This is a genomic window from Marinobacter sp. M3C (assembly GCF_023311895.1).
Lineage (GTDB): Bacteria > Pseudomonadota > Gammaproteobacteria > Pseudomonadales > Oleiphilaceae > Marinobacter.
The window spans coordinates 3,674,348-3,696,471 of sequence record NZ_CP092284.1 but is presented as its reverse complement, the minus strand read 5'-3'; the positions used below and the strand labels follow the sequence as shown (position 1 = coordinate 3,696,471).

General features: G+C 55.0%; 22 protein-coding genes. 12 read left to right on the top strand and 10 right to left on the bottom strand.

Features of this window, described 5'->3' with window-relative positions; genetic code table 11:
• Nucleotides 1-133 precede the first annotated feature (133 nt).
• The 6 genes from MIH18_RS17310 (at nt 134) to MIH18_RS17285 (ending at nt 5,726) form a co-directional block, all read left to right on the top strand.
• Nucleotides 134-583: a cytochrome c gene (locus MIH18_RS17310; RefSeq protein WP_249006127.1), complete on the top strand. Its 450-nt coding sequence runs from the start codon at nt 134-136 to the stop codon at nt 581-583.
• A gap of 9 nt (nt 584-592) precedes the next feature.
• Nucleotides 593-2,008, top strand: a complete 1,416-nt coding sequence (locus tag MIH18_RS17305) for a cbb3-type cytochrome c oxidase subunit I (RefSeq protein WP_249006128.1) — start codon at nt 593-595, stop codon at nt 2,006-2,008.
• Nucleotides 2,009-2,086: 78 nt separating this feature from the next.
• Nucleotides 2,087-3,052 carry a 4Fe-4S binding protein gene (locus tag MIH18_RS17300; RefSeq protein WP_249006129.1) on the top strand — a complete coding sequence of 322 codons (966 nt, stop codon included), beginning with the start codon at nt 2,087-2,089 and terminating at the stop codon, nt 3,050-3,052.
• A gap of 12 nt (nt 3,053-3,064) precedes the next feature.
• The gene (locus MIH18_RS17295) at nt 3,065-4,888 is read left to right on the top strand and encodes a VWA domain-containing protein (RefSeq protein WP_249013067.1); all 1,824 of its coding nucleotides are present in this window, start codon (nt 3,065-3,067) and stop codon (nt 4,886-4,888) included.
• 1 nt (nt 4,889) lies between these two features.
• Nucleotides 4,890-5,474 (top strand): cytochrome c oxidase subunit 3, encoded by a 585-nt coding sequence (locus tag MIH18_RS17290; protein ID WP_249013066.1) that lies wholly within the window; start codon nt 4,890-4,892, stop codon nt 5,472-5,474.
• Between the two features lie 12 nt (nt 5,475-5,486).
• Complete coding sequence (locus tag MIH18_RS17285; RefSeq protein WP_249013065.1) at nt 5,487-5,726, top strand: cytochrome C oxidase subunit IV family protein; 240 nt, start codon at nt 5,487-5,489, stop codon at nt 5,724-5,726.
• A 160-nt stretch (nt 5,727-5,886) separates the two neighbouring features.
• On the opposite strand, the gene MIH18_RS17280 is transcribed toward MIH18_RS17285, so the two are convergent.
• Both MIH18_RS17280 and MIH18_RS17275 read right to left on the bottom strand, forming a co-directional pair.
• The gene (locus tag MIH18_RS17280; protein WP_249013064.1) at nt 5,887-6,195 is read right to left on the bottom strand and encodes a hypothetical protein; all 309 of its coding nucleotides are present in this window, start codon (nt 6,193-6,195) and stop codon (nt 5,887-5,889) included.
• Between the two features lie 31 nt (nt 6,196-6,226).
• A complete protein-coding gene (locus MIH18_RS17275; protein ID WP_249013063.1) occupies nt 6,227-7,015 on the bottom strand; it encodes a CbbQ/NirQ/NorQ/GpvN family protein in 789 nt (262 codons plus the stop codon).
• Nucleotides 7,016-7,222: 207 nt separating this feature from the next.
• On the opposite strand from MIH18_RS17275, the gene MIH18_RS17270 reads away from it, so the two are divergent.
• The gene (locus MIH18_RS17270) at nt 7,223-8,077 is read left to right on the top strand and encodes a cytochrome c oxidase assembly protein (RefSeq protein ID WP_249013062.1); all 855 of its coding nucleotides are present in this window, start codon (nt 7,223-7,225) and stop codon (nt 8,075-8,077) included.
• Nucleotides 8,078-8,092: 15 nt separating this feature from the next.
• Entirely contained in the window at nt 8,093-8,710 is a 618-nt protein-coding gene (locus tag MIH18_RS17265) for an SCO family protein (protein WP_249013061.1), read from the top strand.
• Nucleotides 8,711-8,755: 45 nt separating this feature from the next.
• Here MIH18_RS17265 and MIH18_RS17260 read toward each other — a convergent pair whose 3' ends face one another.
• Nucleotides 8,756-9,247: a universal stress protein gene (locus tag MIH18_RS17260; protein ID WP_249013060.1), complete on the bottom strand. Its 492-nt coding sequence runs from the start codon at nt 9,245-9,247 to the stop codon at nt 8,756-8,758.
• A complete protein-coding gene (locus MIH18_RS17255; protein WP_249013059.1) occupies nt 9,237-10,838 on the bottom strand; it encodes a BCCT family transporter in 1,602 nt (533 codons plus the stop codon). The genes MIH18_RS17260 and MIH18_RS17255 overlap by 11 nt, the downstream gene beginning before the upstream one ends.
• Nucleotides 10,839-10,994: 156 nt before the next feature.
• On the opposite strand from MIH18_RS17255, the gene MIH18_RS17250 reads away from it, so the two are divergent.
• Complete coding sequence (locus tag MIH18_RS17250; RefSeq protein WP_249013058.1) at nt 10,995-11,942, top strand: cation diffusion facilitator family transporter; 948 nt, start codon at nt 10,995-10,997, stop codon at nt 11,940-11,942.
• Here MIH18_RS17250 and MIH18_RS17245 read toward each other — a convergent pair.
• Nucleotides 11,939-12,856, bottom strand: a complete 918-nt coding sequence (locus tag MIH18_RS17245) for an AEC family transporter (protein ID WP_249013057.1) — start codon at nt 12,854-12,856, stop codon at nt 11,939-11,941. The genes MIH18_RS17250 and MIH18_RS17245 overlap by 4 nt on opposite strands.
• Nucleotides 12,857-13,084: 228 nt before the next feature.
• Between MIH18_RS17245 and MIH18_RS17240 the strand changes: the two genes are divergently transcribed.
• Nucleotides 13,085-13,798, top strand: a complete 714-nt coding sequence (locus tag MIH18_RS17240) for a Crp/Fnr family transcriptional regulator (protein ID WP_249013056.1) — start codon at nt 13,085-13,087, stop codon at nt 13,796-13,798.
• A 24-nt stretch (nt 13,799-13,822) separates the two neighbouring features.
• Here MIH18_RS17240 and MIH18_RS17235 read toward each other — a convergent pair whose 3' ends face one another.
• Together MIH18_RS17235 and MIH18_RS17230 are read right to left on the bottom strand one after the other, a co-directional pair.
• Nucleotides 13,823-14,386, bottom strand: coding sequence for a YIP1 family protein (locus MIH18_RS17235; RefSeq protein WP_249013055.1), 564 nt, complete (start codon nt 14,384-14,386; stop codon nt 13,823-13,825).
• A 142-nt stretch (nt 14,387-14,528) separates the two neighbouring features.
• Nucleotides 14,529-15,491 carry a 2-hydroxyacid dehydrogenase gene (locus MIH18_RS17230; RefSeq protein ID WP_249013054.1) on the bottom strand — a complete coding sequence of 321 codons (963 nt, stop codon included), beginning with the start codon at nt 15,489-15,491 and terminating at the stop codon, nt 14,529-14,531.
• A gap of 166 nt (nt 15,492-15,657) precedes the next feature.
• Between MIH18_RS17230 and MIH18_RS17225 the strand changes: the two genes are divergently transcribed.
• Together MIH18_RS17225 and MIH18_RS17220 are read left to right on the top strand one after the other, a co-directional pair.
• Nucleotides 15,658-16,089: an NnrS family protein gene (locus MIH18_RS17225; RefSeq protein ID WP_249013053.1), complete on the top strand. Its 432-nt coding sequence runs from the start codon at nt 15,658-15,660 to the stop codon at nt 16,087-16,089.
• A gap of 229 nt (nt 16,090-16,318) precedes the next feature.
• On the top strand, nt 16,319-17,911 hold the full coding sequence (locus tag MIH18_RS17220; RefSeq protein ID WP_249013052.1) for an antiporter: 1,593 nt from the start codon (nt 16,319-16,321) through the stop codon (nt 17,909-17,911).
• Nucleotides 17,912-17,916: 5 nt separating this feature from the next.
• Here the strand turns inward: MIH18_RS17220 and MIH18_RS17215 are convergent, their stop codons facing one another.
• From MIH18_RS17215 to MIH18_RS17205, 3 genes are all read right to left on the bottom strand, one after another.
• The gene (locus tag MIH18_RS17215) at nt 17,917-18,897 is read right to left on the bottom strand and encodes a nitronate monooxygenase family protein (RefSeq protein WP_249013051.1); all 981 of its coding nucleotides are present in this window, start codon (nt 18,895-18,897) and stop codon (nt 17,917-17,919) included.
• A gap of 140 nt (nt 18,898-19,037) precedes the next feature.
• On the bottom strand, nt 19,038-20,840 hold the full coding sequence (locus MIH18_RS17210) for an acyl-CoA dehydrogenase (RefSeq protein WP_249013050.1): 1,803 nt from the start codon (nt 20,838-20,840) through the stop codon (nt 19,038-19,040).
• 62 nt (nt 20,841-20,902) lie between these two features.
• A complete protein-coding gene (locus tag MIH18_RS17205; protein ID WP_249013049.1) occupies nt 20,903-22,087 on the bottom strand; it encodes an acetyl-CoA C-acyltransferase in 1,185 nt (394 codons plus the stop codon).
• Between the last annotated feature and the right edge of the window lie 37 nt (nt 22,088-22,124).

Sequence of the window (22,124 nt, the reverse complement as noted above, 5' to 3'; positions counted from 1 at the left end):
CCTCTTCAGAGGTAACCCCCCTGCCTGCTGGCATGAAACGTCGTGACGACCGATAATATTCATTACTGATACATCTTATTGACTCGTTAGTGAGTTCGTCAGGTAGTTCAAATCAACCAAGGGGGGCAGTCCAATGGCCGAACGCTTTACCAAAAGCATGGCCAGAAACATCTATTTGGGAGGAAGCACGTTCTTCATCCTGCTGTTTCTGATTCTGACTTTTGACACTCAATCGCGGGCGATGCCCGAGCGAGATAACCGGGACCAGCTCACCGAGCAGGTTGTTAATGGCAAACACGTCTGGGAAAACAACAACTGCGTTGGCTGTCATTCTCTTATGGGTGAAGGCGCTTACTTTGCACCGGAATTGGCCAACGTATTCGACCGCCGCGGCGCCGGCAACAGCGACGTGTTCAAGGCGTACATGAACGCCTGGATGAACGCTATGCCCACCAACGCACCCGGCCGCCGGCAAATGCCGCAATTCAACCTGACAGACCAGGAAATCGAAGATCTGGCATCGTTCCTCGAATGGACGTCCAAGATTGACGATAACGGCTGGCCACCCAACATCGAAGGTTAAGGAAAAAATATGAAATACGAGTCTCAACGGGTCGCCATGCCCTACTTCATCTTTGCCTTAATTCTTTTTGCCGGCCAGATCGTTTTCGGTCTGATTCTGGGCCTGCAATACGTGGTGGGTGACTTTCTGTTCCCGGAAATCCCTTTCAACGTTGCACGCATGGTTCATACCAATCTGCTGATCGTCTGGCTGTTGTTCGGCTTTATGGGCGCAACCTATTATCTGGTACCGGAAGAAGCGCAAACCGAGCTATACAGCCCGCTGCTTGCGTGGATTCTGTTCTGGGTATTTGCCGTTGCCGGCACGCTGACCATTCTGGGTTACCTGTTTGTGGATTACGCCACTCTGGCGGACATCACCATGAACAAACTGTGGCCCACCATGGGCCGGGAATTTCTGGAACAACCGACTATTACCAAAATGGGCTTGGCCCTGGTGTTCATCGGGTTTTTGTTCAATATCCTGATGACTGCCCTCAAAGGCCGCAAAACCGTGGTCAATATTATACTGATCACTGGGCTGATCGGCCTGACCGTGCTGTGGATGTTCTCCTTCTACAACCCCGAAAACCTGACCACCGACAAGTACTACTGGTGGTTCGTAATACACCTGTGGGTTGAAGGCGTGTGGGAACTGATCATGGGCGCCATCCTGGCCTTTGTGCTGATCAAAATCACCGGCGTAGATCGGGAAGTCATCGAGAAGTGGCTGTACGTCATCATTGCCATGGCGTTGATTACCGGCATCATCGGCACCGGTCACCACTTCTTCTGGATCGGGCCATCCGAATACTGGCTGTGGCTGGGCTCGGTGTTCGGCGCACTGGAACCGATTCCGTTCTTCATGATGGTGCTGTTTGCCTTCACTATGATCAACCGGCGCAAACGTAATCACCCCAATAAGGCCGCGACTCTGTGGGCTATGGGCACTGCTGTGATGGCTTTTCTGGGAGCAGGCGTGTGGGGCTTTCTGCATACGCTGGCACCGATAAACTACTACACCCACGGCAGTCAGATCACTGCGGCCCATGGCCATATGGCGTTCTACGGCGCCTATGTGATGATCGTGCTCACCATCATTTCCTACGCCATGCCGATCATGCGGGGCCGGCCTTACGGCAACAGCAACGAGGCCCAGGTGGTGGAAATGTGGGGGTTCTGGTTGATGACCATCTCCATGGTGTTCATCACCCTGTTCCTGACGGGTGCAGGCATCCTGCAAATCTGGCTGCAACGTATGCCAGAAAGCGGTGAAGCACTGTCGTTTATGGTCACCCAGGACAAGATCGCAGTGTTTTACTGGGCGCGCCTGATCGCTGGCTGCTTCTTTTCCGGCGGGTTGGTCGTGTACTTCTGCAGCTTCTTCATTAAGGGACAAGCGTCTTTTGACGACGAAGTTCGTGGCCCCGCACTTCAGGACGCGTAAGCCCGCCATCCTGAAACCCATAGGGTAAATCCATAGGGCCGGAACACGTTTCCGGCCCTGCTTATCCGGAACGCAATTGTGACCGTGCAGCAAGCGAATCCCAAAGACACACTCCAGGACAAGCGGCTGATCACCCGTGCTGCTTTCTTCGGGTTGTTCCTGCTGGCACCGGTGCTGAATATCTTTCGCTATGACCTGACGGAGACCCGGTTTGTCTTACTTGGTTTTCCGCTCTCGTTCAATCTGAATCTCGACTGGGTGGCGCAAAGTTCTCCAGTGGACGTCGCCAGCCAAATACTGCTGTGGTTCATTCTTCCCATTCTAGTGCTGGTTCCCCTTGTACTCTGGGTTGCCTGGAAGTGGGGACGAATATACTGCGGCTGGCTGTGCCCGCATTTCTCTGTAGTGGAAACCATCAACCAACTGATGACACGTATTACCGGCCGCCCGACGCTCTGGGAAGCCCTTAAAAAAGGCCGCCGCGGCAAGGTCATACACTGGGCGGGCTTGTCACTAGTTTGCGGTCTGATTGGTTTTTCTTGGGCCCTCGCTCTGCTTTCTTACCTATTGCCACCCATTCCGTTATATGCGGACTTGATCACTGGCAACCTGGCGTTTTACCCGAGCATTTTTCTGGCCGCCGCAACCACGGCCTTCACGCTGGACTTTCTGTTTGCCCGCCATCTTTTTTGCAAATACGGTTGCGTGTTCGGCGTCGTACAGAGTATTGCCTGGATGGCCCATGGCCGCGGGCAGCTAGTGACCTTTGACACCAGCCGCGCCGCGGCCTGCCGCGACTGCACAAAGGCCTGCGACGAGGCTTGCCCTATGCGCCTGCCTACTCGCAGCCATAAACGTGCAAAGTTTTCCTGCACCCAGTGCCTCCAATGCGTGAGTGCCTGCCGTGAGGTGCAAAAAAACAACCCAGAAGGCAGCCTACTGCACTGGCAACCGGGCGAGCCCAGCCGGCAGACTGTTCTGATTCCCAGCCATCAGCTTGACAGCAAACCCGCCAGACCGCGGGCTGAACAGCGTCTGAGATGAGAGAAACTTAAGATGGAAGAGTGGGTCGGCTACAAGTGGCACGAATACATTACCCGCCAGGCTCTGGGGGAATTCCCCGAGCACGCCGTGTATCTAAAAGACGAAGCTCGCAGCCTAGGCATTGTTTTCCGCGCCTTCGGCGGCGATCCGGCGCTAAGTCTGGTGACGGCAGAACCCAGGCACTTTCGCCTGCGCCGACGATTTTTGCACAAAATCGCCGGAACACACCGTAAATTTGAACTGGCCTGGCGAGATGAACAAAATCTGCGCCTGCCGGAAAAAGTGGCCAAATTCACTTCCAAACGCCTGAACCGGGAACTCTATATATGGCTGGCCGCACTCGCCGCTAACCCGGCGCCGGCAGATAGTGACTGGTTTACCGGCAATCAGGCGTTGGTTCAGGATGTGATCGCGCGTTGGCCGGGGTTGGAAGGTGTTTATCAACGCCTGGTAAAACAGGTTTTGCGCGGGCGCCCCGAACCAGAAAGCCTTTCGGCCGGGGAAGCCATCCGTGAACAGGCAATCCGCCAGGCGCTTATCCATCCCGGCAGTGTTCCTGCCCTGCCCGCTGCTGGAACGGACCCCTGGCCGGTCATTCTTTGGTTATACCCGGCTCTGGAACAGGGGAAAGCCAACGGGCCGGTCACCGGCGATGAAGACACTCAATCCAGCCCCGGGGGGCGGACCAAAAAGAACAAGCGTCGCCAGGCAGAGCGCGTGGAAGCCTTCGACCGCGATCAGGGGCTGATGATTTTCCGCCTGGAAAGTCTGTTTTCCTGGACCGATTTTATTCCGGTTGACCGAGCCGGCGACGACACCAAAGAGGAAGATGCCGAGGCCGTTGCAGACGATATGGACATGATCTCTGTGTCCAATGACCGCAAGGAGACGTCGTCGTCTATCAAGTTTGACCTGGATCTGCCCTCGGAAGAACACGACGACCTGCGCCTTGGCCCGGGTATTCATTTGCCGGAGTGGGACTGGCGCAGCCAGAGCTACCGGGAAGCCTTCTGCTGCGTGCAACCGATGCTGGCAAAAAATGCCGCGCCTGCGGAGCTTCCGGAAGCACTGCGCCGACCCGCCAAACGTCTGCAGCGCCAGTTCAGCGCGCTAAAACCCCTCAAGCAGTGGCACAAACGTCAGCTGGACGGAGACGAGCTGGACCTGGATGCCTGCCTGGAACGGGAGGTTCAAAACCGGCGCGGCCAGGGCGCGATTGACCAAAAGCTGTTTCGCCGCTGCCAACAAAGCCAGCGCGACCTTGCCTGCTTAGTGCTGGCGGATGTGTCGCTCTCAACCGAGACCTATATAAACAACCATCAGCGCGTCATCGACATTGCCCGGGACGGCCTGCAATTGCTCAGCGAAGCCCTACAGGCCAGCCGCGATCCCTTTGCCCTATTTGCCTTTTCATCGCGACGGCGCGACCACGTGCGATTTCATCACCTGAAGGGTTTTGATGAAGCCTATACCAGCACCATTCGGGGCCGGATTCAGGCGTTGGAACCGGGCTTTTACACCCGCATGGGCGCAGCCATTCGCCAGGCCACCAAACTGCTGGAGGCGCGCCGCGAACAACAAAAAATCCTGCTGCTGCTGACCGATGGCAAACCGAATGATCTGGATGTCTATGAGGGCCGCTACGGCGTGGAAGACACCCGTATGGCGGTACAGGAAGCCATCAAAGCTGGCCTGACGCCGTTTTGCGTCACCATTGATGACGAGGCTAGCGAATACTTACCTTACGTTTTCGGTAGCAATAATTATGTGGTGATTCGCGACCCGGCACAGCTGCCGTTGCAGCTCCCAAAACTCTACCTGAAACTGACACAGTGATATGACAGACCTGACTCTTGAGCCGGAGCCCGGTCCACACCAGCTTCCCGGCGATATCGCCGTATGGATGTTTATTTTCGCCGAGCTGGCCGTGTTCGGAATCATGCTCATCGGTTTTGCCGTCGCCCGCAGTCTCGACCCCGCCACCTTCCACGCCGGCCGCGAGCTTCTTCACCCCTGGATAGGGCTGTTGAATACCGTCGCACTGATCAGCTCCAGCTATCTGGTCGCGACGGCGGTTCACCAATTTCGTGACAAGCTCTCCGGCGTGCAGTGGCGCCTGTGGCTTGCGGTTGCGGTCTCCTGCATTTACACCGTTGGCAAACTTTATGAATACGTGGATCTGTACAGCCAGGGCTATAACCTCGGCACAGATACCTTCTTCATGTTTTATTTCTTCCTGACCTTCTTCCACTTTATGCACGTGATACTGGGGCAGATTGTTTTGATGGTGCTTGCCGTAAAAATAGGCACCGGAGACTACGATGGCTCCGACATGAACGGCATAGAATCTGGCGCCTCCTATTGGCACATGGTGGATCTGGTATGGCTGGCACTGTTCCCGATGCTTTACGTACTGGCTTAGAGAGGGCTAATAATGCTGGCGGTTTATTTTGCATTGATGATTTGCACGGCCTTACCGGTTATTGCGCTTAAAGCCGGTATAAGCCCTGAGTTTCTGGCCTGGCTGGTTTTCGGGATGGTGATCGTGAAATCCTTGCTGCTGGTGGACCACTTCATGGAGATGAAAAAGGCGCCACGCGGGTGGCGGTTAGCCGCCCAACTATGGGCGCCGGTGGTGATTGTTGCGGTTGCGGGATTTCATGCGATGACGTGAGGGTATAGTTTTCTGGTCACACTAAAATTCTGCGCTTGGCGTCAGGGAAGGTGTCTTTTCAAAACTGTGCGGAGCCATGGATGGCGGAGCCCAAGCGTCACATGGATGTGCTTGAGCGTGTTTTGAAAAGACACCTTCCCTGATGCCTTCAACTCCTGATTTAGAGCCACTTCGCGGGAAATAAAGGCCTTTTATCAGACATGGCTTGCGCCAATGAAATCATTCCCCAGAGCACAAAGCCAGTATGCAAGGCGATGGCCCACACCAGGGCAAAGGTCCCGAAATGCCCTACATCGGCGAAGAAAATCCAGCCGATAGCAACGCCCGAACTGATCAAAGTGAAGCCAATTAACGACATATAAAGAGCAGCTCGCGTGTGAGCACGGCGCAGTTCGTTAACCCCGGAACTTCCGACATACATCCAGAGCAAGATCAAAAACCCGATAACCGGCATCGCCAATAAATTCACCAGGTACCAGATAGCTGGAACTATCGCTCCGCTAGCGGGTTTCGTCTGGGCGCCCGAATACTGCATATACCACCTCCATTAATGAACTGACTGTTGCTTCGTCGTCTGAAAGCGGCTCAATCATGCCCGCGCGGCAGGCTACCGCTGTTGGCAAACCGGCCCGTATCAGCAGAGCTGTGTGAATCAGCAACCGCGTAGATGCGGCTTCTTCCAGATCGTGGTCTTTTAGGTTACGCAACGCTGTTGCAAGGCTAACCAGTTGTTTTGCGAGATCACGATCGCAACCGGACTCTTCCAGCACGATGGTTTGCTCTATCTCCGCCGAAGGATAATCAAACCGCAGCGATACAAATCTTTGGCGGGTGCTTGGCTTCATGCCTTTCAACAAGCTTTGGTATCCCGGGTTGTAGGACACCACCAACATGAAACCCGGGGCCGCTGTAAGCAGCTCACCGGTGCGCTCAATGGGCAGCTCGCGGCGGTCGTCCGCCAGCGGGTGCAGCACAACCGTGGTGTCTTTGCGCGCTTCTACCACTTCATCCAAATAACAAATGCCGCCTTCACGAACCGCACGGGTCAGCGGGCCGTCCTGCCAGTAGGTGCCTTGCGGGCCGATAAGATGCCGCCCCACCAAGTCAGCTGCCGTCAGATCATCGTGGCAGGCGACGGTATAAATCGGTCGGTTCAGTTGTTCGGCCATATAACGAACAAAACGGGTTTTGCCGCAGCCTGTTGGACCTTTGATCAGAACCGGCAGGCCGTTGTTCGCAGCGGCGTGGAAGAGTTCAATTTCGTTACCTACAGGGTGGTAAAACGTCATCTGCAGAAATCCTTAATGACTGGCGTAATCTATAAAATTCATATTTAATACTGGTTTAAAAGCCCGCTCTTCACAACCTATTTTTGGTGATACCTAAGATTAGGTAGGCTGTCTACTTGAATTAAAAACAACGGCGATCGACAATCTACCAAGAAAAACAATGAACCCGCGCCAGCGCTTGCAACAGAGCCATTTCGAGTAGCATCTATGAACGGCGTTAATGCCCTGCTGCCTTACGATTTTTCACCCCTGACCATCGCCAGTTATGCGCTCGTGTTGGCGCTTTATGGCGTGGCGCTTCTACGCATGCCCGATAGCGAACGTCCCGGCCCCGGGCGCATTGTCACCTTCGTGGTCGGCGTGATGTTGTGTTACGCGGTGATGCAAACCGCTTTCGATTACTATTCCCAATACATGTTTTTTGTACATCGGGGCCAGCATCTGGTTCTACACCACCTGGGCCCGTTTCTGATCGCCCTGTCTAACCCGTTACCGGTAATGCGTTTCTGGGGCCGAAAAATCCCCCGCAGCGCGCTGCCGTGGCTAGCGCCCGTGCGGCTTAGCTACCGCGTTTTACAACACCCGGTCGTAGCGCCAGTGTTGTTCGTGGGCCTGGTTTATTTCTGGCTGTCGCCCAGCATCCACTTCGACGCCATGCTAAGCCGCCAGCTGTACTGGGTCATGAACTGGAGCATGCTGTTAGATGGCCTGCTGTTCTGGTGGCTGATCTTCGATCCCCGCTCTCCTCACATCACCCGGGCCCTAGGCTACGGCAAACGTATACTTCTTCTGGCAGTGGTGGCGGTTCCGCAAATGCTGCTAGGCGCCTGGATCGTGTTTTCACGGGGCATGGTGTACGACGTTTACGAGGTGTGCGGCCGTGCCTGGCCGCTGGCGCCAGAGACCGACCAGCTACTTGGCGGCTTGCTGACCTGGATTCCGCCAGCGATGATGAGCGTGCTGGGTATTCTGATTATTTTACGGCGGGCCATGTACGAAGATGGCCGTTACCCAAAACAGGCCGCAGCGCTGGCCCAACCATCAGGGCACATGAACACCTGAGAGGAACACACCGTTATGCCGACTTTTATTGCAGGTACAAGAATCGCCGCTCTGATCGCGCTATTGCTCGCTACCTTCGCCCTGGTGGGTTGTGATCAGAGCGTCCGTGAATGGCACGGCAAAGACATCAGCAATTTAATGCCGCCTTTGGAATTCGAGCTTATAGACACTCAAGGCGAGGCTATAAACGCCAGCGACTCTGAGGGCCAGGTGCGATTGGTGTTTTTTGGCTTCACCCATTGCCCGGACATTTGCCCCACCACGCTGGCACGGCTATCCCAAGCCGTAGGCAAACTGCCGGAAAACGAACGTGAACGGGTAACCATTATGTTTGTCAGCGTAGACCCGAACCGCGACACACCCGAACAAATTGCCGCCTACACCCGTTTCTACGGTGACCGGATTGCCGGCGTGACCGGCAGCGAGCCTCAGCTACGGCAGCTGGTAAAGCGCTATCGCACCACCTTCGGTTACGACGAGCCGGATGAGAACAACAATTACAATGTGTCTCACAGCGCCGGTGTGTATGTGTTCGATACTCGTGGCAAGGCGCGGCTGTTGCTAAGGCCCGACCTGACCGTGGCGCAAATTCGTGATGACATTAGCGCGCTGGCCCAAGAGCGCCGCTCCTGAAGCGGCTCTTAAAACTAACCCTGAAACCGGGCCTGAAACAGATGCTCAGCGGTTTTCTTCAGCCTCTTCATTGCCTGACGGATTACTGCTGGCCTCGACGCTTTGGGCCACAGCTACAAACGGCATGACCAATACTGCGCAGGGCGCATTCACGGTAACGTATTCCACCGTCGCCCTGCGCAGCGGCCAGAGTCCCCCCGGGCCGCGGGACACCAATAGCAACAAATCGACCTCAGCCTGTGCCGCCAGGGCCACCAGCTTTTCCGAGGGTGTGCCGCACATCACGTGTAAATGCGCAGCCTGGTTCATCGGCAGGTATTTGCGCGCCAGCAGGTTCAGTTTGTTCCGCACCACCTTCTCGCGGTCTTCCGGAGTATCGTCACTCACGTGAGGAAAAAATCCTGCCCCGCCCGAGCTGAACACGCTGGCCAGGTGCAGCTCGCCGCCCTCGGCCAGCAAGCGAACGCCTTCAGCCAGAGTGCGTTTGGCTTCGTCGTCGTCTTCGGTGTCAATCGCCAACACTATTTTATGAAACATCGTGATGCTCCTGTTTAACGTCTTTGTTAGATGACACAGGCGCATAGGCACGGCCTTGCACCAGTTCATCAACCGAATAACCGCGGCTGTCTGCGCGCAACGCTCTGAACAGCGACACCGCCATAAAAATCAGCAAAATGCAGAACGGCAATCCCAGCGCCGTAATCACATTCTGCAACGCATCTAACCCCCCTGCCAGCAGTAGGCTTGCCGCCACCACGCCTTGGGCTGCAGCCCAGAATATGCGCTGGCGCACCAGCGATGGCTGATCGTCACGGCGGGTCAGCATATCAATCACCAGCGATGCGGAATCTGACGAGGTGGTGAAAAAAATCACGATAATGATGATGCTCAGCGATGATGAAAACTGCGCAAAGGGCAGAGCTTGCAAAAAAGCAAAAATGGCGACGGCCGGGTTTTGCTCAACCTGCGCGGCCAACGCGACCTGGCCGTTCATCTCTACGTGGATGGCCGACAAACCAAACACCCCAAACCACACCAGGGTGAACACCGTGGGGGCGAGCAACACGCCCGCAATGAATTCGCGGATGGTGCGGCCGCGGGAAATTCGCGCAATAAAGATGCCCACATAGGGCGCCCAAGAAATGGTCCAGGCCCAGTAAAACAAAGTCCAGTTGCGTTGCCAGTCGGTTTCGCTGAAGGTTTCGGTCCAGAACGCCAGCCATGGCAAAGCGTCTAAATAGTCACCTACGCTTTGCACCATGCCTTCCGCTATAAACACGGTTGGCCCCGCCACCGCCACAAAAATCACCAGCGTGGCAGCTAGCACGATGTTCAGCTGCGACAGGCGACGTACGCCCTTATCCAGCCCCAAGGCCACCGACACCGCGGCAATACTGGCAATTACCGCAATTAACATCACCTGTACAGAACCGGACACCGGCACGCCCAGCAGGTAATTCAAACCGCTGTTCAACTGCAAGGTGCCCAGGCCTAAAGATGTTGCTACCCCGAACAAAGTGCCCAGCACCGCAATGACATCCACCGCCCAGCCCAAAGGCCCGTTTATTCGGTCACCTAAAACCGGATAGAACAGACTGCTGATGCGCATGGGCAAGTGATGGCGATAAGCAAAATAGGCGATGGCGAGGCCGGGCATGGCGAAAATCGTCCAGGTGTGAAGCCCGAAGTGGTACAAGGAAATGGTCATCGCATCGCGGGCGGCACGGTCACTGCCCGGGAGCACATCCGAAAATGGCGGATTGGCAAAATGCGACACCGGCTCGGCTACGCCCCAGAACATTAAGATGGTGCCAATACCGGCGGCAAACAGCATGGTGAACCAGGTCAGATTGGAGTAATCCGGCCGCGAGTCGTCTGCACCCAGGCGAATCGAGCCGAAGCGGCTAAACGCCAGACCTAGCAGAAACACCAGCAAAAAACTGACGGTGGCGATGTAAAACCATCCCAGATTGCGCGCAACCCAGGCCGTCAGGCCACCAAAGAAACCTGCGACCGCCTCATCAAAAGGAATAGCCAAAGCCACAAACAACACGGCAATACCTGCCGAGGTAACGAACACCCCCGGAATGGTCTGCAATCCCAGCAGACGCTGCAGCCGGTTTAGCACGATGTTTCTCCTTCTGGCGTGTGCAAAGCTTTGCTAGCTACCCTACCATAGACCAGTAGGTGAAAAGCTCCTGAGCTGCTTGTCCCTGAGGGCTCTGGACCTGTGTTGCCATCACCTCACGTCAATCGGCTTACCCACAACCGACAGAGCGTCTTTATGCACAATCACAATCATGAGCACAGCCACAGTCATGGCCACAGCCACGCCGACCATTTCAACACTCACAATCGCGCCTTCGCCATAGCCGTTGCGCTGAATCTGGGGTTTGTGATTATCGAGGCGGTATTTGGCGTGCTGTCCGGGTCACTGGCCTTGCTGGCGGATGCCGGGCACAACCTGAGTGACGTGCTGGGCTTGCTCATGGCCTGGATTGCCAGTTGGCTGGCCGGGCGTAAAACAACCGAACGCAACACCTATGGCTTGAAGAAAACCACCATTCTGGCGGCCCTGTTCAACGCGCTGTTTCTGATTGCTGCAGTGGGCGGTATAGCCTGGGAGGCCATACGCCGCTTTGGCGACCCGGCCGAAGTGGCTGGCATGACCGTCATCGTTGTGGCGGGCATTGGCGTGCTGATTAACGGTGTGACCATGCTGCTGTTTTTGAAGGGCCAGAAAGGCGACCTGAATATACGCGGCGCATTTCTGCACATGGCAGCAGATACCGTGGTATCTGTAGGCGTGGTGGTTGCGGGCGTGCTGATCATGGCGACCGGCGCAAACTGGATTGACCCGGTGGTCAGCCTGGTGATTGCCGCGGTGATCTTCATCGGCACCTGGCAACTGCTGAAGGATTCTATCAGCCTGGCCATAGACGCGGTTCCGCGGACTATAAACCCGGCCAACGTTGCCGACGCTCTCAGCCGCTTACCCGGCGTGGAGTCTGTGCATCATTTGCATATATGGGCTTTAAGCACCACCGGAAACGCGCTGACCGTGCATCTGGTAAAACCCGACAGTCGCGACGATGACGATATTATCCAACAAGCCAACCGCATGTTGGCGCAGGATTTCAATATTGCTCACGTTACCATTCAATGGGAACGCAACCACAGCCGCTGCCCCAACAAGATTGATGACGATGTTGACGCCGGAGCCGGCACCTAAAACGCCAGCGCCACCATTAACGGAATGGTTATCAGGGCCACTACCGTAGACAACAGCACTGTACCGGCGGCCTGTTTTACCGATGTGTCCAGCATGGTGGCGATTATCACCGTATTGGCCGCAATCGGAGTGATGGAAATCAGGAAAATGGCTTTATGCACGGCATCTGAATAGATCCCCATATGGGTCGCATCCAGCCACCAGAAGGCACTGGCCAGTAACGGCCAGGATACAAACTTGCCGAAAAATGCCAGAGCAGTGAAACGCAGGTCGCCCGCCAGCCCACGAAAGCTGGATATGCTCATACCAATAATCATCATACCCAGAATGCTGTAGGTGCCGCGCAAATTATCGAACAGCGGTTCGAACACCAGCGGAATATCAACGCCCGACAGATTCAGCATTACCGCCAGCGCAAACGCATACACAGACGGCAACCGTGCAACCCTTTTAAGCGCATCAGACACGCTGTAACGGCCCCGGGCCGCCAGATAAAAACCCACCGAGCTTTCGTACAGCGACGTACCCAGCACGCACACAATGTAAATTGCCAGCCCTTCTTCGCCGAACAGCAGCAGCGCCACTGGTACGCCAAAATACCCGCCATTAGGGCTGCCAACGCACAGGGGCATAAGCGCAGCGCTGCTGTCGCCAATCCAGCGCCGGGCCAATGCCTGGTGGGTAATACCCAGAAAACAGCAAAAACCGAAAACCAGAAACGGCAATAAAATGATTTCGGTGGACAAGGGTGCCGCCATCACGCCGGAAAACACGATAGACGGCGTTACGACATACAGCATCATCCCGGCGATATGGCGGCCACTGACTTGTAAATAGCGCCCGGCCAGCCAACCTAGTACCACAGTGACGTAGAGCGGTGTCAATTTGAAGAAGAGCGCCAACGCCGCTGCCATGAAAACTCCATCCCGATTCTTGAAGCGGGCAAGTCTAGCACTGCATTCATCTCAAGACAGCTCGGAAAAGCTATGCAGAGCTGAACTATTAGCGGATTTTTGCGTATTTAAGACATCGTGATTAATACCAAACTAAAATCACCAAACGTTAACGATCAGAGTCATTTTGAATACACGTTTTCTGCTAGGCTGTTTGAGTAATTGCATCAATGAGGAGGAGGCAACGCCATGAACAGTATTTTTCTGCCCGATATGTCCTCACCGCCTTGCCTGTTGTCGGAGCAACATCCGGATATGGTTAAGATGCCGCACACGCCCCCCGAAACGATTTTGCTTAACAGCTTGAGCCGGGTTTTTGGAATCCGCCTGAGCGACAACAAGACGGCGTCAGAAAGCCTGCTTCTGAGTGGTTTGGCCCGCTTATTCAGCGTGCGCAGAATCGATGCTGAAACTGTGATGGAAAAACACGACCGCCCTTGGGCCAATGTTTATCTGATTCAGTACGGCGTGTTGCGTATGTTTCGCGAAACCGCAAGCGGTAAGGTAGCCATTCATCATTTTTTTTCGGAAGGCGATATTATCTGGCCGGTATTCGGTCGCAGCCGCACCGTACGGAATACCCTATGCCTGAACAGCAGTATGCCGGTCACCGCGTGGGTAGCAGATTTCGCCGCATTCCGCTCGGAAGTGCAAAGCCACGGAGAAGGCCAATGGCCCAAATTTGCGCTGGCATTGACAGAAGAGCTGGCCGAATTAGCCAGTATGCGCGAGTTTCGAAAACACACCATGCCCGCAAGCGAGCGCTATGCGCTGATGCAGGAAGAGTACCCGGAGCTCACAAAACGGGTGCCAGACAACCAGTTAGCTGCCTGGCTCGGGGTTGTACCCGCTACCTTCTCGCGCCTGAAAAGCGCGGCGTCAGGTCACCGTAAAAACAGCTAGAGCACATCATCGCGGCTGGCTCAATCAGAAGGCCCACACCATAACCATCAACAACGCCCAAGCTAGAAACGACGCTGCCATCACCGTATAGGCAGCGGACATGGCTTCAACGTCTGTATCCGGGCGGTTACTCAGCGCCTTCAGCCCGTGGTAAATTAGCGTGCACGATAGTCCCATCGCGATGAATACAACCACCACATTGAATGCCAAAGACGGCACCAGTAAAGCCAGCGAAGACAGCCAAAGGGGCACAGGCGCGATGGCTGCCAGCAAATACGCGTCGGCATAATTGATAGCCAGGTCTTTACCGGCGACGACCGAATGAATCAGCCAGCCCATGACAAAAAAGGTCAGCAGTTCGGCCAGAAACAAGATAGTGGTGATGAAGCGCCATTCTTTGCCGGCAAAACCGGCCATAAAATGTTCGCCGTAGTGGCTGCCGGCGTAATACAGCAACACCGGTGGCAACAGGGATAAAGGCAGCACCAGAGCCCAGGCCAGCAATGGAATGGATAGCTGGCGGCGCTGCAGTTCATGCCAGGCGCCATTGCTGTGAAAGGGTAACTGCAAAAGCATGGTCAGGTTCATGGCATATCTCCGTGCGACAGCATCAAAGTATGATGCATCTGAGATATATCTAGCCCCGTAGGCCGGCTGTCAGCAAGGCACTGAGATGATCTAGAACAAGTCGCCTACTCTGACACCCGTTTCTATCATTACCAATGAACCCTTAAACCACCTGCCGCACAGGTTTCCCGGAACGAAACGCTGCCGCATTTTCTGCCACCTGACTCACGATCCGCTGCCGCGCCTCCTGGCTACCCCAAGCGGTGTGTGGCGTGACAATCAGCCGTGGAATATCCTGCGCCAGTAACACGTTGCCATCCACCGGGGGCTCTTGGACCAGCACATCCGTTGCCGCTCCACCCAGGTGGCCCCGGCGCAGCGCGGCAGCCAGTGCCTGCTCGTCAATTAAACCGCCGCGCGCGGTGTTCACAATGAATGCGTGGGGCTTCATCTTCGCCAACTCTGCCTCGCCGATCAGGTGCCGGGTGTTTTCATTCAACGGACAATGCAGCGTAATGGCATCGGCCTGCTGCAATAACTCGTCCAGGCTTACCCGTCCTGCTTTTGGCGAACGGCCCGGTAGATTGGCGGCAATCACCCGCATACCCAAAGCTTCGCCCAGACGCGCTACCGCGCTGCCAATCTCACCGCTGCCCAGAACACCCAAAGTTTTTCCATCCAGCTCCACAATCGGAAAATCCAGAAAGCAGAAATGGGTAGACGTTTCCCAACGTCCCTCTCGAACCGCGCTCTGATAGTCAGGCAGGCGTGTCGCCATCGCCAGCAGCAACATCAGGGTGTGCTGAGCAACGGTGGCGGTGCCATAACCCTGGCAATTACACACCGTAACGCCGGCTTCTTCTGCGGCTTGCAAATCCACATTATTCAAACCCGTAGCCGACACCAGAATCAACTTCAAATCCGGGCAAGCCTTCAACACATCGGCGCTGAGAACCACTTTATTCACAATCGCCACTTGCGCGCCTTGCAGGCGCGGAATAATCTCGGCGGAAGATGTGTGCTCGTAGCAGTCTAGTTTTGAGAACACATTGCGCAACGGTTCCAGGTCAAGATCGTTCTGGTTCAAAGACGTGACATCAAGAAAAACAGCGTTAAATGCAGACATGGTTGAACACCTGAAAAGTGAGAGCGTGAATTATCGGCCGCGGAGCTTGAGGCTGCAACATTGCGCCTATCCTACTGACTAGTAGCAACCTGGCGGATAGTTCGACTACAACGGCTCAATTTTAGTAGCCTTAGCACTTGTTCCCAAATACTTTGTGGATGTTCCAATGCCAACCCGTCGCCCCCAGGCTTTCTGGCTGTTTTTCCCGCCGCAGCGCTCCTGGCCGCTGTCAGTATGGGCAGTGCTGGGCGAGGGTGGAAGGTACGTTAATTATTCTGTTGGCCGCAGCCCTGCCTTTTTCCCTGATACCTCCGCTGCGGCCGGGGTCTTGCTGCTTGCAGCGGCCCTGATCACCGCCGCAAGGCTCGCACGCTGGAAGCTCTGGCGCTGCCTGGAACGGCCCGACCTGATGGTATTTGCAGCGGGTTACAGCTGGCTGGTGGTCGGCGGCCTGCTCTCCGGTATTGCGCTACTGAGCGGGCGCCCAATGAGCGCCCGCCTACACCTGATTACCATTGGCGCGCTGGGTACACTGGCGGGCAGCGTAATGCTGAAATTGGCCTGGCAACGAGTGGCTACCTCTACTGCGCCAGCGTGACCCAGCAACTACCTAACGCTAGGTATTACTCGTTCAAGCTTATGATTTTTAAATAGAAAAATGCCCATCAACAAGCGTTCAAAGTCCTTTTGAAATGTTCACCAGAATGCCTCCCCTCGTCTTTGATCTTTATCAAGTCTGACTACCCACTGCTCTCTGCACAATAGTGCCAAGTAGCCTGATAGCGCTTTTGCGCGCTGGCAGGCCGGGTATCATAAGGAGCACAATTATGGGCAAACTCAACGGCGACATTGAACACTGGGATGTCGAAAACGAAACCTTCTGGCAACAGACTGGCAAGAGCGTTGCTTCGCGCAATCTGTGGATCTCTATCCCCAGCTTGCTGGTGGGTTTTGCGGTATGGCTGATGTGGGGCATGATTACCACCCAGATGAAAAGTCTGGGTTTTCCCTTTACCATCGACCAGCTCTTCACCCTGTCGGCCATCGCCGGCCTGGCCGGCGCGACACTGCGCATTCCCGCATCTTTCATGATTAAGATTGCCGGTGGCCGTAACACCGTGTTCCTGACCACCGCCCTGTTGATGATTCCCGCGGCCGGCACCGGGTTTGCCCTGATGGACCCGGATACGCCGTTCATTGTGTTCCAGGCTCTGGCGCTGCTGTCCGGTATTGGCGGCGGTAACTTTGCCTGCTCCATGAGTAACATCAGTACCTTTTATCCCAAAAGCAAACAAGGCTATGGGCTGGGCATGAACGCCGGGCTGGGCAACTTTGGTGTGACCACCATGCAGGTGGTGATCCCGCTGGTCATGACCGTGGGTGTGTTCGGTGCGCTGGCTGGCGGCCCCTTGGCGCTCCAGGCTCCCAGCGGCACTCTGATTGGCCGCATTGAAGCGGGAACCGACACCTGGATCCAGAACGCAGGTTTTATCTGGTTGGTATTTTTGATTCCGCTGGCCTTTTTAGGCTGGTTCGGCATGAACAACCTAAAAGTGGTTACTCCGAACCCGGGCTCGCCGACTTCAGCTTTCAGCAAAATCCTGGGTCTGTACGGCGTAGGCTTGGCCACCTCTGTTGTGGGTGTGTGGGCCTTAACCGTAATGAACATGTGGCTGGCGCTGCCGTTGACCATCGTGCTGACCGTTGTATTGCTGCGCTTAATTCCCGGCGACATCAAGCCCAACATCAAGAATCAGTTTTCGATCTTCAACAACAAACACACCTGGTCGATGACCGTTCTGTACATTCTGACTTTCGGTACCTTTATTGGTTTCTCGGCTGCGCTGCCTCTGTCTATCAGCGTCATCTTCGGCAATATGATGGATGTGGCCGCGGATGGCACCGTCACCCGCGTGGTGAACCCGAATGCGCCGAGTGCACTGACCTGGTCCTGGATTGGCCCCTTGGTCGGAGCCCTGATTCGCCCGGTGGGCGGCTGGATTTCCGACAAAGTGGGGGGTTCCATCGTCACCCAGATTATCTCGGTGATTATGGTATTCGCGTCGATCGCCACCGGCTACGTGATGATGCTGGCTTACAACTCCACCGACCCCAACAGCCTGTTTCTGGTTTTCATGATTCTGTTCATCGTGATTTTTGCAGCCAGCGGCATCGGCAACGGTTCAACCTTCCGCAGTATTGGTTATATCTTCGACCAGCAGCAGAAAGGCCCGGTACTAGGCTGGACCAGCGCGATCGCCGCCTACGGCGCCTTCATTGCACCCAAACTATTGGGCCAGCAGATTCAGGCTGGCACCCCAGAGCACGCCATGTACGGCTTCGCGGTGTTCTATGCCCTGTGTTTGGTGGTGAACTGGTGGTTTTACCTGCGCAAGGATGCTTATATCAAGAATCCTTAGAGGCGTTAGCCGTTCAAAAACTGGGCCAGGCGCTCACGCACAATGAACTCGGTCTCGGACATAATGCGCTGGATAAGCTCATCACAGGTGGGAATGTCGTGAATCAGTCCTGCTACCATGCCGCAGCTCCAGGCCGCTTCATCCATCTTGCCTTCCTGAAGAACCAGGCGACCTTTGGCTCCGGTCACCAAATGGCGGATATCATCGATGCTTTCAGACTCACCCTTTTCTTTTTCAATTCTCTCAATTTCCTGAACAGCAGCGTTGTTCATGACCCTTTCCGTATTGCGCAGATTACGCATAATCAGGCGGGTCTGAAGCTCGTCGGCCTTAACAATCGCGCGTTTAACGTTATCGTGAACAGACGCTTCTTTGGTCGCTAGAAAACGGGTGCCCATGTTCATGCCTTCAGCCCCCAGCGCCATGGCAGCTACAAGACTTCGGCCATCGGCCATGCCACCTGACGCGACGAACGGAATTGTCAGTTCGTCAGCTGCTCGGGGCAGCAGAATAAAATTCGGTATATCGTCTTCGCCCGGATGCCCGCCGCATTCAAAACCATCGACACTGACAGCATCACAGCCAATTTTTTCCGCTTTCAGTGAATGCCGCACAGAAGTGCACTTGTGAATGACCTTAATCCCGGCCGCCTTAAACTGGGGCATGTACTGTTCCGGGCTGCGCCCTGCTGTTTCAACTGCTTTTACACCGCCTTGAACAATCGCATCAATATATTCCGGGTAAGGGGGTGCATTAAAGGAGGGTAAAAAAGTCAGGTTCACCCCAAACGGCCTATCGGTCATTTGATGGCAGCGCGCAATTTCCCGCGCAAGATCTTCCGGTGTCGGCTGTGTCAGCGCTGTAATGATGCCCAAACCACCTGCGTTAGAAACAGCCGCAGCCAGCTCAGCGTAGCCCACGTGGTGCATGCCACCCTGAATAATGGGGTGACGAATACCAAACAGTTCAGTAATTCTGGTCTTCATAACGGGTTTCTTCTTTTATCATTAGAATGGATTTAAACGTCAGCCTAATGCCCAGTTCACCAAGTATTTTTCGCGTTATTGTGATCATCAGACCAAGGCTTTTGATTTTTTGTCCATTGTCGGTACTCGCTTCCGGGTTTCTAAAACTGATCTTCAAGAATCTCCAGAGCGGTAGAATCGACGGCTTTCAGCAGTTCCGCAGTGCTCAACACGCCGGATAACTCATATCGGGCAAAGTATTCGCAAGCCTTGATCTTGCCTTGGTAAAATGCCGGCGTCTGTTCGCCTTTGCCAGCCAGCCCTGCTATCGCTTTAAGGGCTTGGCGAAGCCACAACCAACCAACCACAACCTGGCCAAAAGCATCAAGATAAAGCGTAGCATTCGCCAACGCTTTCTCTTTGTTGCCCTCGGTTTTCTCGTGATTGATAACGTCTGTAGCTTCCTTAATGGCCTTCATCGCCTGTTCAAGACGACCAGCAGATTCTACAAGCCGCGACTCCTGCCTGGCATCACCAATGGTTGCCTCAATGCGCCCCATCAGCTCCTGATAAAACCGGCCTCCCGCCACGGACACTTTCCGGTTTAGCAGGTCAATGCCCTGAATGCCGTGAGTGCCTTCGTGAATAGCATTAAGCCGGTTATCCCGGTAGAACTGTTCCACCGGGTATTCCCGGGTGTAGCCATAGCCGCCGTGTACTTGAATCGCCAAGCTGTTGGCTTCAAGGCAATAGCGTGAAGGCCAGGATTTGATCACCGGAGTCAGTAAATCGAGCAGTCCTGCTGCCAGATTGCGCTGATCTTCGCTGGCGGCGAATTTCTTCTCATCCACCCACATCGCGCCTTGCAGGCACAGAGCCAACCCGCCTTCCACATACGCTTTTTGCGCCAGAAGCATACGGCGGATATCCCCATGGCGAATCAATGGCACTTGCGGCGTACCCGGATTTTTTTCCCCGACAGGCCTGCCCTGATGACGTTCCCTGGCGTACTCCAGCGCGTGCAGGTAACCGGTATAGCCAAGCATGACAGAGCCTAAACCAACACCAATGCGCGCTTCGTTCATCATGTGGAACATGGCCGCCAGGCCTTTGTCAGCCTCGCCCACCAGGTAACCGACCGCACCGTCTTTTTCACCAAAGTTGAGCATAGTAGAGGTAGTACCCCGGTAGCCCATCTTGTGAATTAAACCCGCCAGCGCCACATCGTTTCGCTCACCAAGACTGTCGTCTTCATTAACCAGGATTTTAGGCACTAAAAATAGCGAAATGCCCTTAACACCCAAAGGTGCACCCGGTAGACGAGCGAGCACCATGTGGATAATGTTCTCGCTCAATTCGTGATCGCCACCGGAGATATAGATTTTGCTACCGAACAGACGGTAAGTTCCGTCCACCTGAGGTTCTGCGCGGGTACGCAGATCACCCAGGGAGGAGCCCGCGTGGGACTCAGTCAGGCACATGGTGCCGAAGAACCGGCCAGCCATCATAGGCTCTGCAAAGCGGGCCTTTTGTTCTTGCGAACCCTGCACCATTATAAGATTGGCTGCAGCAATGGTCAGGCCGGCATAGCCCTGAGTGCCAACGTTAGCGCCTTTAAGCATTCCCACACACATCTGCGCTACGGCGGCGGGCAGCTGCATACCACCAAGCTCGTAGTCTTGACCAGCCGCCATCAGGCCTGTATCTCTCAACACATCCAACGCTTTTCTTACTTCCGGACGCATCGTCACCCGGCCGTTTTCAAAGCGCGGCTCGTTCTCGTCCACCAAGCGCGCGTGGGGCGCAAATTCCTCTGCAGCAACCTTCAATGCCAGATCAAGCGCAGACTGAAGAGTTTCCCGACTGTGATCGCAATAGCGATCAAAACTTAAAAACTGCTCTACGTTATGAAGCTCGTAAAGCTGGAACGCCAAGTCCTGCGGATTGATGATCTTTTGCTGCACGTTTTGACACCCTCACCATGCTTGTTATTTTTGACGGTTAGCCACCCGAGCGCTATTGACGATCAAACCACTTCAAACAAACCTGCGGCCCCTTGGCCGCCACCAATGCACATGGTCACCACAACGTATTTAGCGCCGCGACGTTTACCTTCAATCAAAGCATGGCCGGCAAGGCGAGAACCCGTGACACCGTAAGGATGACCAATAGAAATTGAGCCACCGTTAACATTCAGTTTTTCCATCGGAATGCCTAAACGGTCACGGCAGTACACAACCTGAGAGGCGAAGGCTTCGTTCAGCTCCCAGAGATCGATATCATCCATGGTCAAACCACTTCGCTCCAGCAGACGCGGAATGGCGAAGACCGGGCCAATGCCCATTTCATCCGGCTCACATCCGGCTACCGCGAAACCACGGAAGATGCCCATGGGCTCAATGTTGTGTTTTTCGGCATAGGTGCTATTCATCACCGTGCACACTGATGCACCGTCGGATAGCTGGCTGGCATTGCCGGCGGTAACAAAGTGACCGTCGCCACGCACTGGACTGAGGCCCCGTAGGCTTTCAAGCGTGGTGTTAGGGCGATTGCACTCATCGCGGGTGAGAGTGACATTTTTCTGACTGAGGTCACCGGTTTCTTTGTTTTTGACCAGCATGGTGGCATCGAACGGCACAATTTCCTGGTCGAACTTCCCGGCTTCCTGAGCGGCCGCAGTGCGCTGCTGGGAGATCAGGGCGTATTCGTCCTGAGACTCCCGGCTGACGTTGTAGCGCTGGGCAACGATGTCCGCAGTTTCGATCATCGACATGTACAGTTCAGGCTTGTGCTTCATCAGCCACTCGTTGGTCGCATGAAAGCTATTAAGCTTGTCGTTCTGCACCATAGAGATCGACTCCACGCCGCCGGCAACCATGACCGGCACTTTTTCAAAAATGACACGCTGAGCAGCAATAGCAATAGATTGCAGACCGGAGCTGCAAAAACGGTTGATCGACAACCCGGCGGTCGTTACCGGTAAGCCGGCACGAATAGCGGCCAGACGAGCGATGTTTTTGCCCTGGGCACCTTCTTGAAAAGTGGCGCCAAGAATCACGTCCTCAACAATAGCGGGATCGATACCAGCACGTGCCACTGCATGTTTAATAACATGCCCGGCAAGGTCCACACTGTGCGTGTTGTTAAAAGCACCCCGGTAAGACTTGCCAAGAGCGGTACGTGCGGTAGAAACAATAACGGCGTCTGACATAAAAGTTACCTCGAAATAAAAATAGGGTGCCTGCCGG

Coding starts and splice junctions, on each gene's coding strand:
- MIH18_RS17290 (WP_249013066.1), top strand. CDS start 4,890: ATGACAGACCTGACTCTTGAGCCGGAGCCCGGTCCACACCAGCTTCCC.
- MIH18_RS17230 (WP_249013054.1), bottom strand. CDS start 15,491: ATGTCTGCATTTAACGCTGTTTTTCTTGATGTCACGTCTTTGAACCAG.
- MIH18_RS17240 (WP_249013056.1), top strand. CDS start 13,085: ATGAACAGTATTTTTCTGCCCGATATGTCCTCACCGCCTTGCCTGTTG.
- MIH18_RS17305 (WP_249006128.1), top strand. CDS start 593: ATGAAATACGAGTCTCAACGGGTCGCCATGCCCTACTTCATCTTTGCC.
- MIH18_RS17270 (WP_249013062.1), top strand. CDS start 7,223: ATGAACGGCGTTAATGCCCTGCTGCCTTACGATTTTTCACCCCTGACC.
- MIH18_RS17235 (WP_249013055.1), bottom strand. CDS start 14,386: ATGAACCTGACCATGCTTTTGCAGTTACCCTTTCACAGCAATGGCGCC.
- MIH18_RS17225 (WP_249013053.1), top strand. CDS start 15,658: ATGCCAACCCGTCGCCCCCAGGCTTTCTGGCTGTTTTTCCCGCCGCAG.
- MIH18_RS17205 (WP_249013049.1), bottom strand. CDS start 22,087: ATGTCAGACGCCGTTATTGTTTCTACCGCACGTACCGCTCTTGGCAAG.
- MIH18_RS17275 (WP_249013063.1), bottom strand. CDS start 7,015: ATGACGTTTTACCACCCTGTAGGTAACGAAATTGAACTCTTCCACGCC.
- MIH18_RS17250 (WP_249013058.1), top strand. CDS start 10,995: ATGCACAATCACAATCATGAGCACAGCCACAGTCATGGCCACAGCCAC.
- MIH18_RS17245 (WP_249013057.1), bottom strand. CDS start 12,856: ATGGCAGCGGCGTTGGCGCTCTTCTTCAAATTGACACCGCTCTACGTC.
- MIH18_RS17285 (WP_249013065.1), top strand. CDS start 5,487: ATGCTGGCGGTTTATTTTGCATTGATGATTTGCACGGCCTTACCGGTT.
- MIH18_RS17260 (WP_249013060.1), bottom strand. CDS start 9,247: ATGTTTCATAAAATAGTGTTGGCGATTGACACCGAAGACGACGACGAA.
- MIH18_RS17215 (WP_249013051.1), bottom strand. CDS start 18,897: ATGAAGACCAGAATTACTGAACTGTTTGGTATTCGTCACCCCATTATT.
- MIH18_RS17265 (WP_249013061.1), top strand. CDS start 8,093: ATGCCGACTTTTATTGCAGGTACAAGAATCGCCGCTCTGATCGCGCTA.
- MIH18_RS17310 (WP_249006127.1), top strand. CDS start 134: ATGGCCGAACGCTTTACCAAAAGCATGGCCAGAAACATCTATTTGGGA.
- MIH18_RS17220 (WP_249013052.1), top strand. CDS start 16,319: ATGGGCAAACTCAACGGCGACATTGAACACTGGGATGTCGAAAACGAA.
- MIH18_RS17295 (WP_249013067.1), top strand. CDS start 3,065: ATGGAAGAGTGGGTCGGCTACAAGTGGCACGAATACATTACCCGCCAG.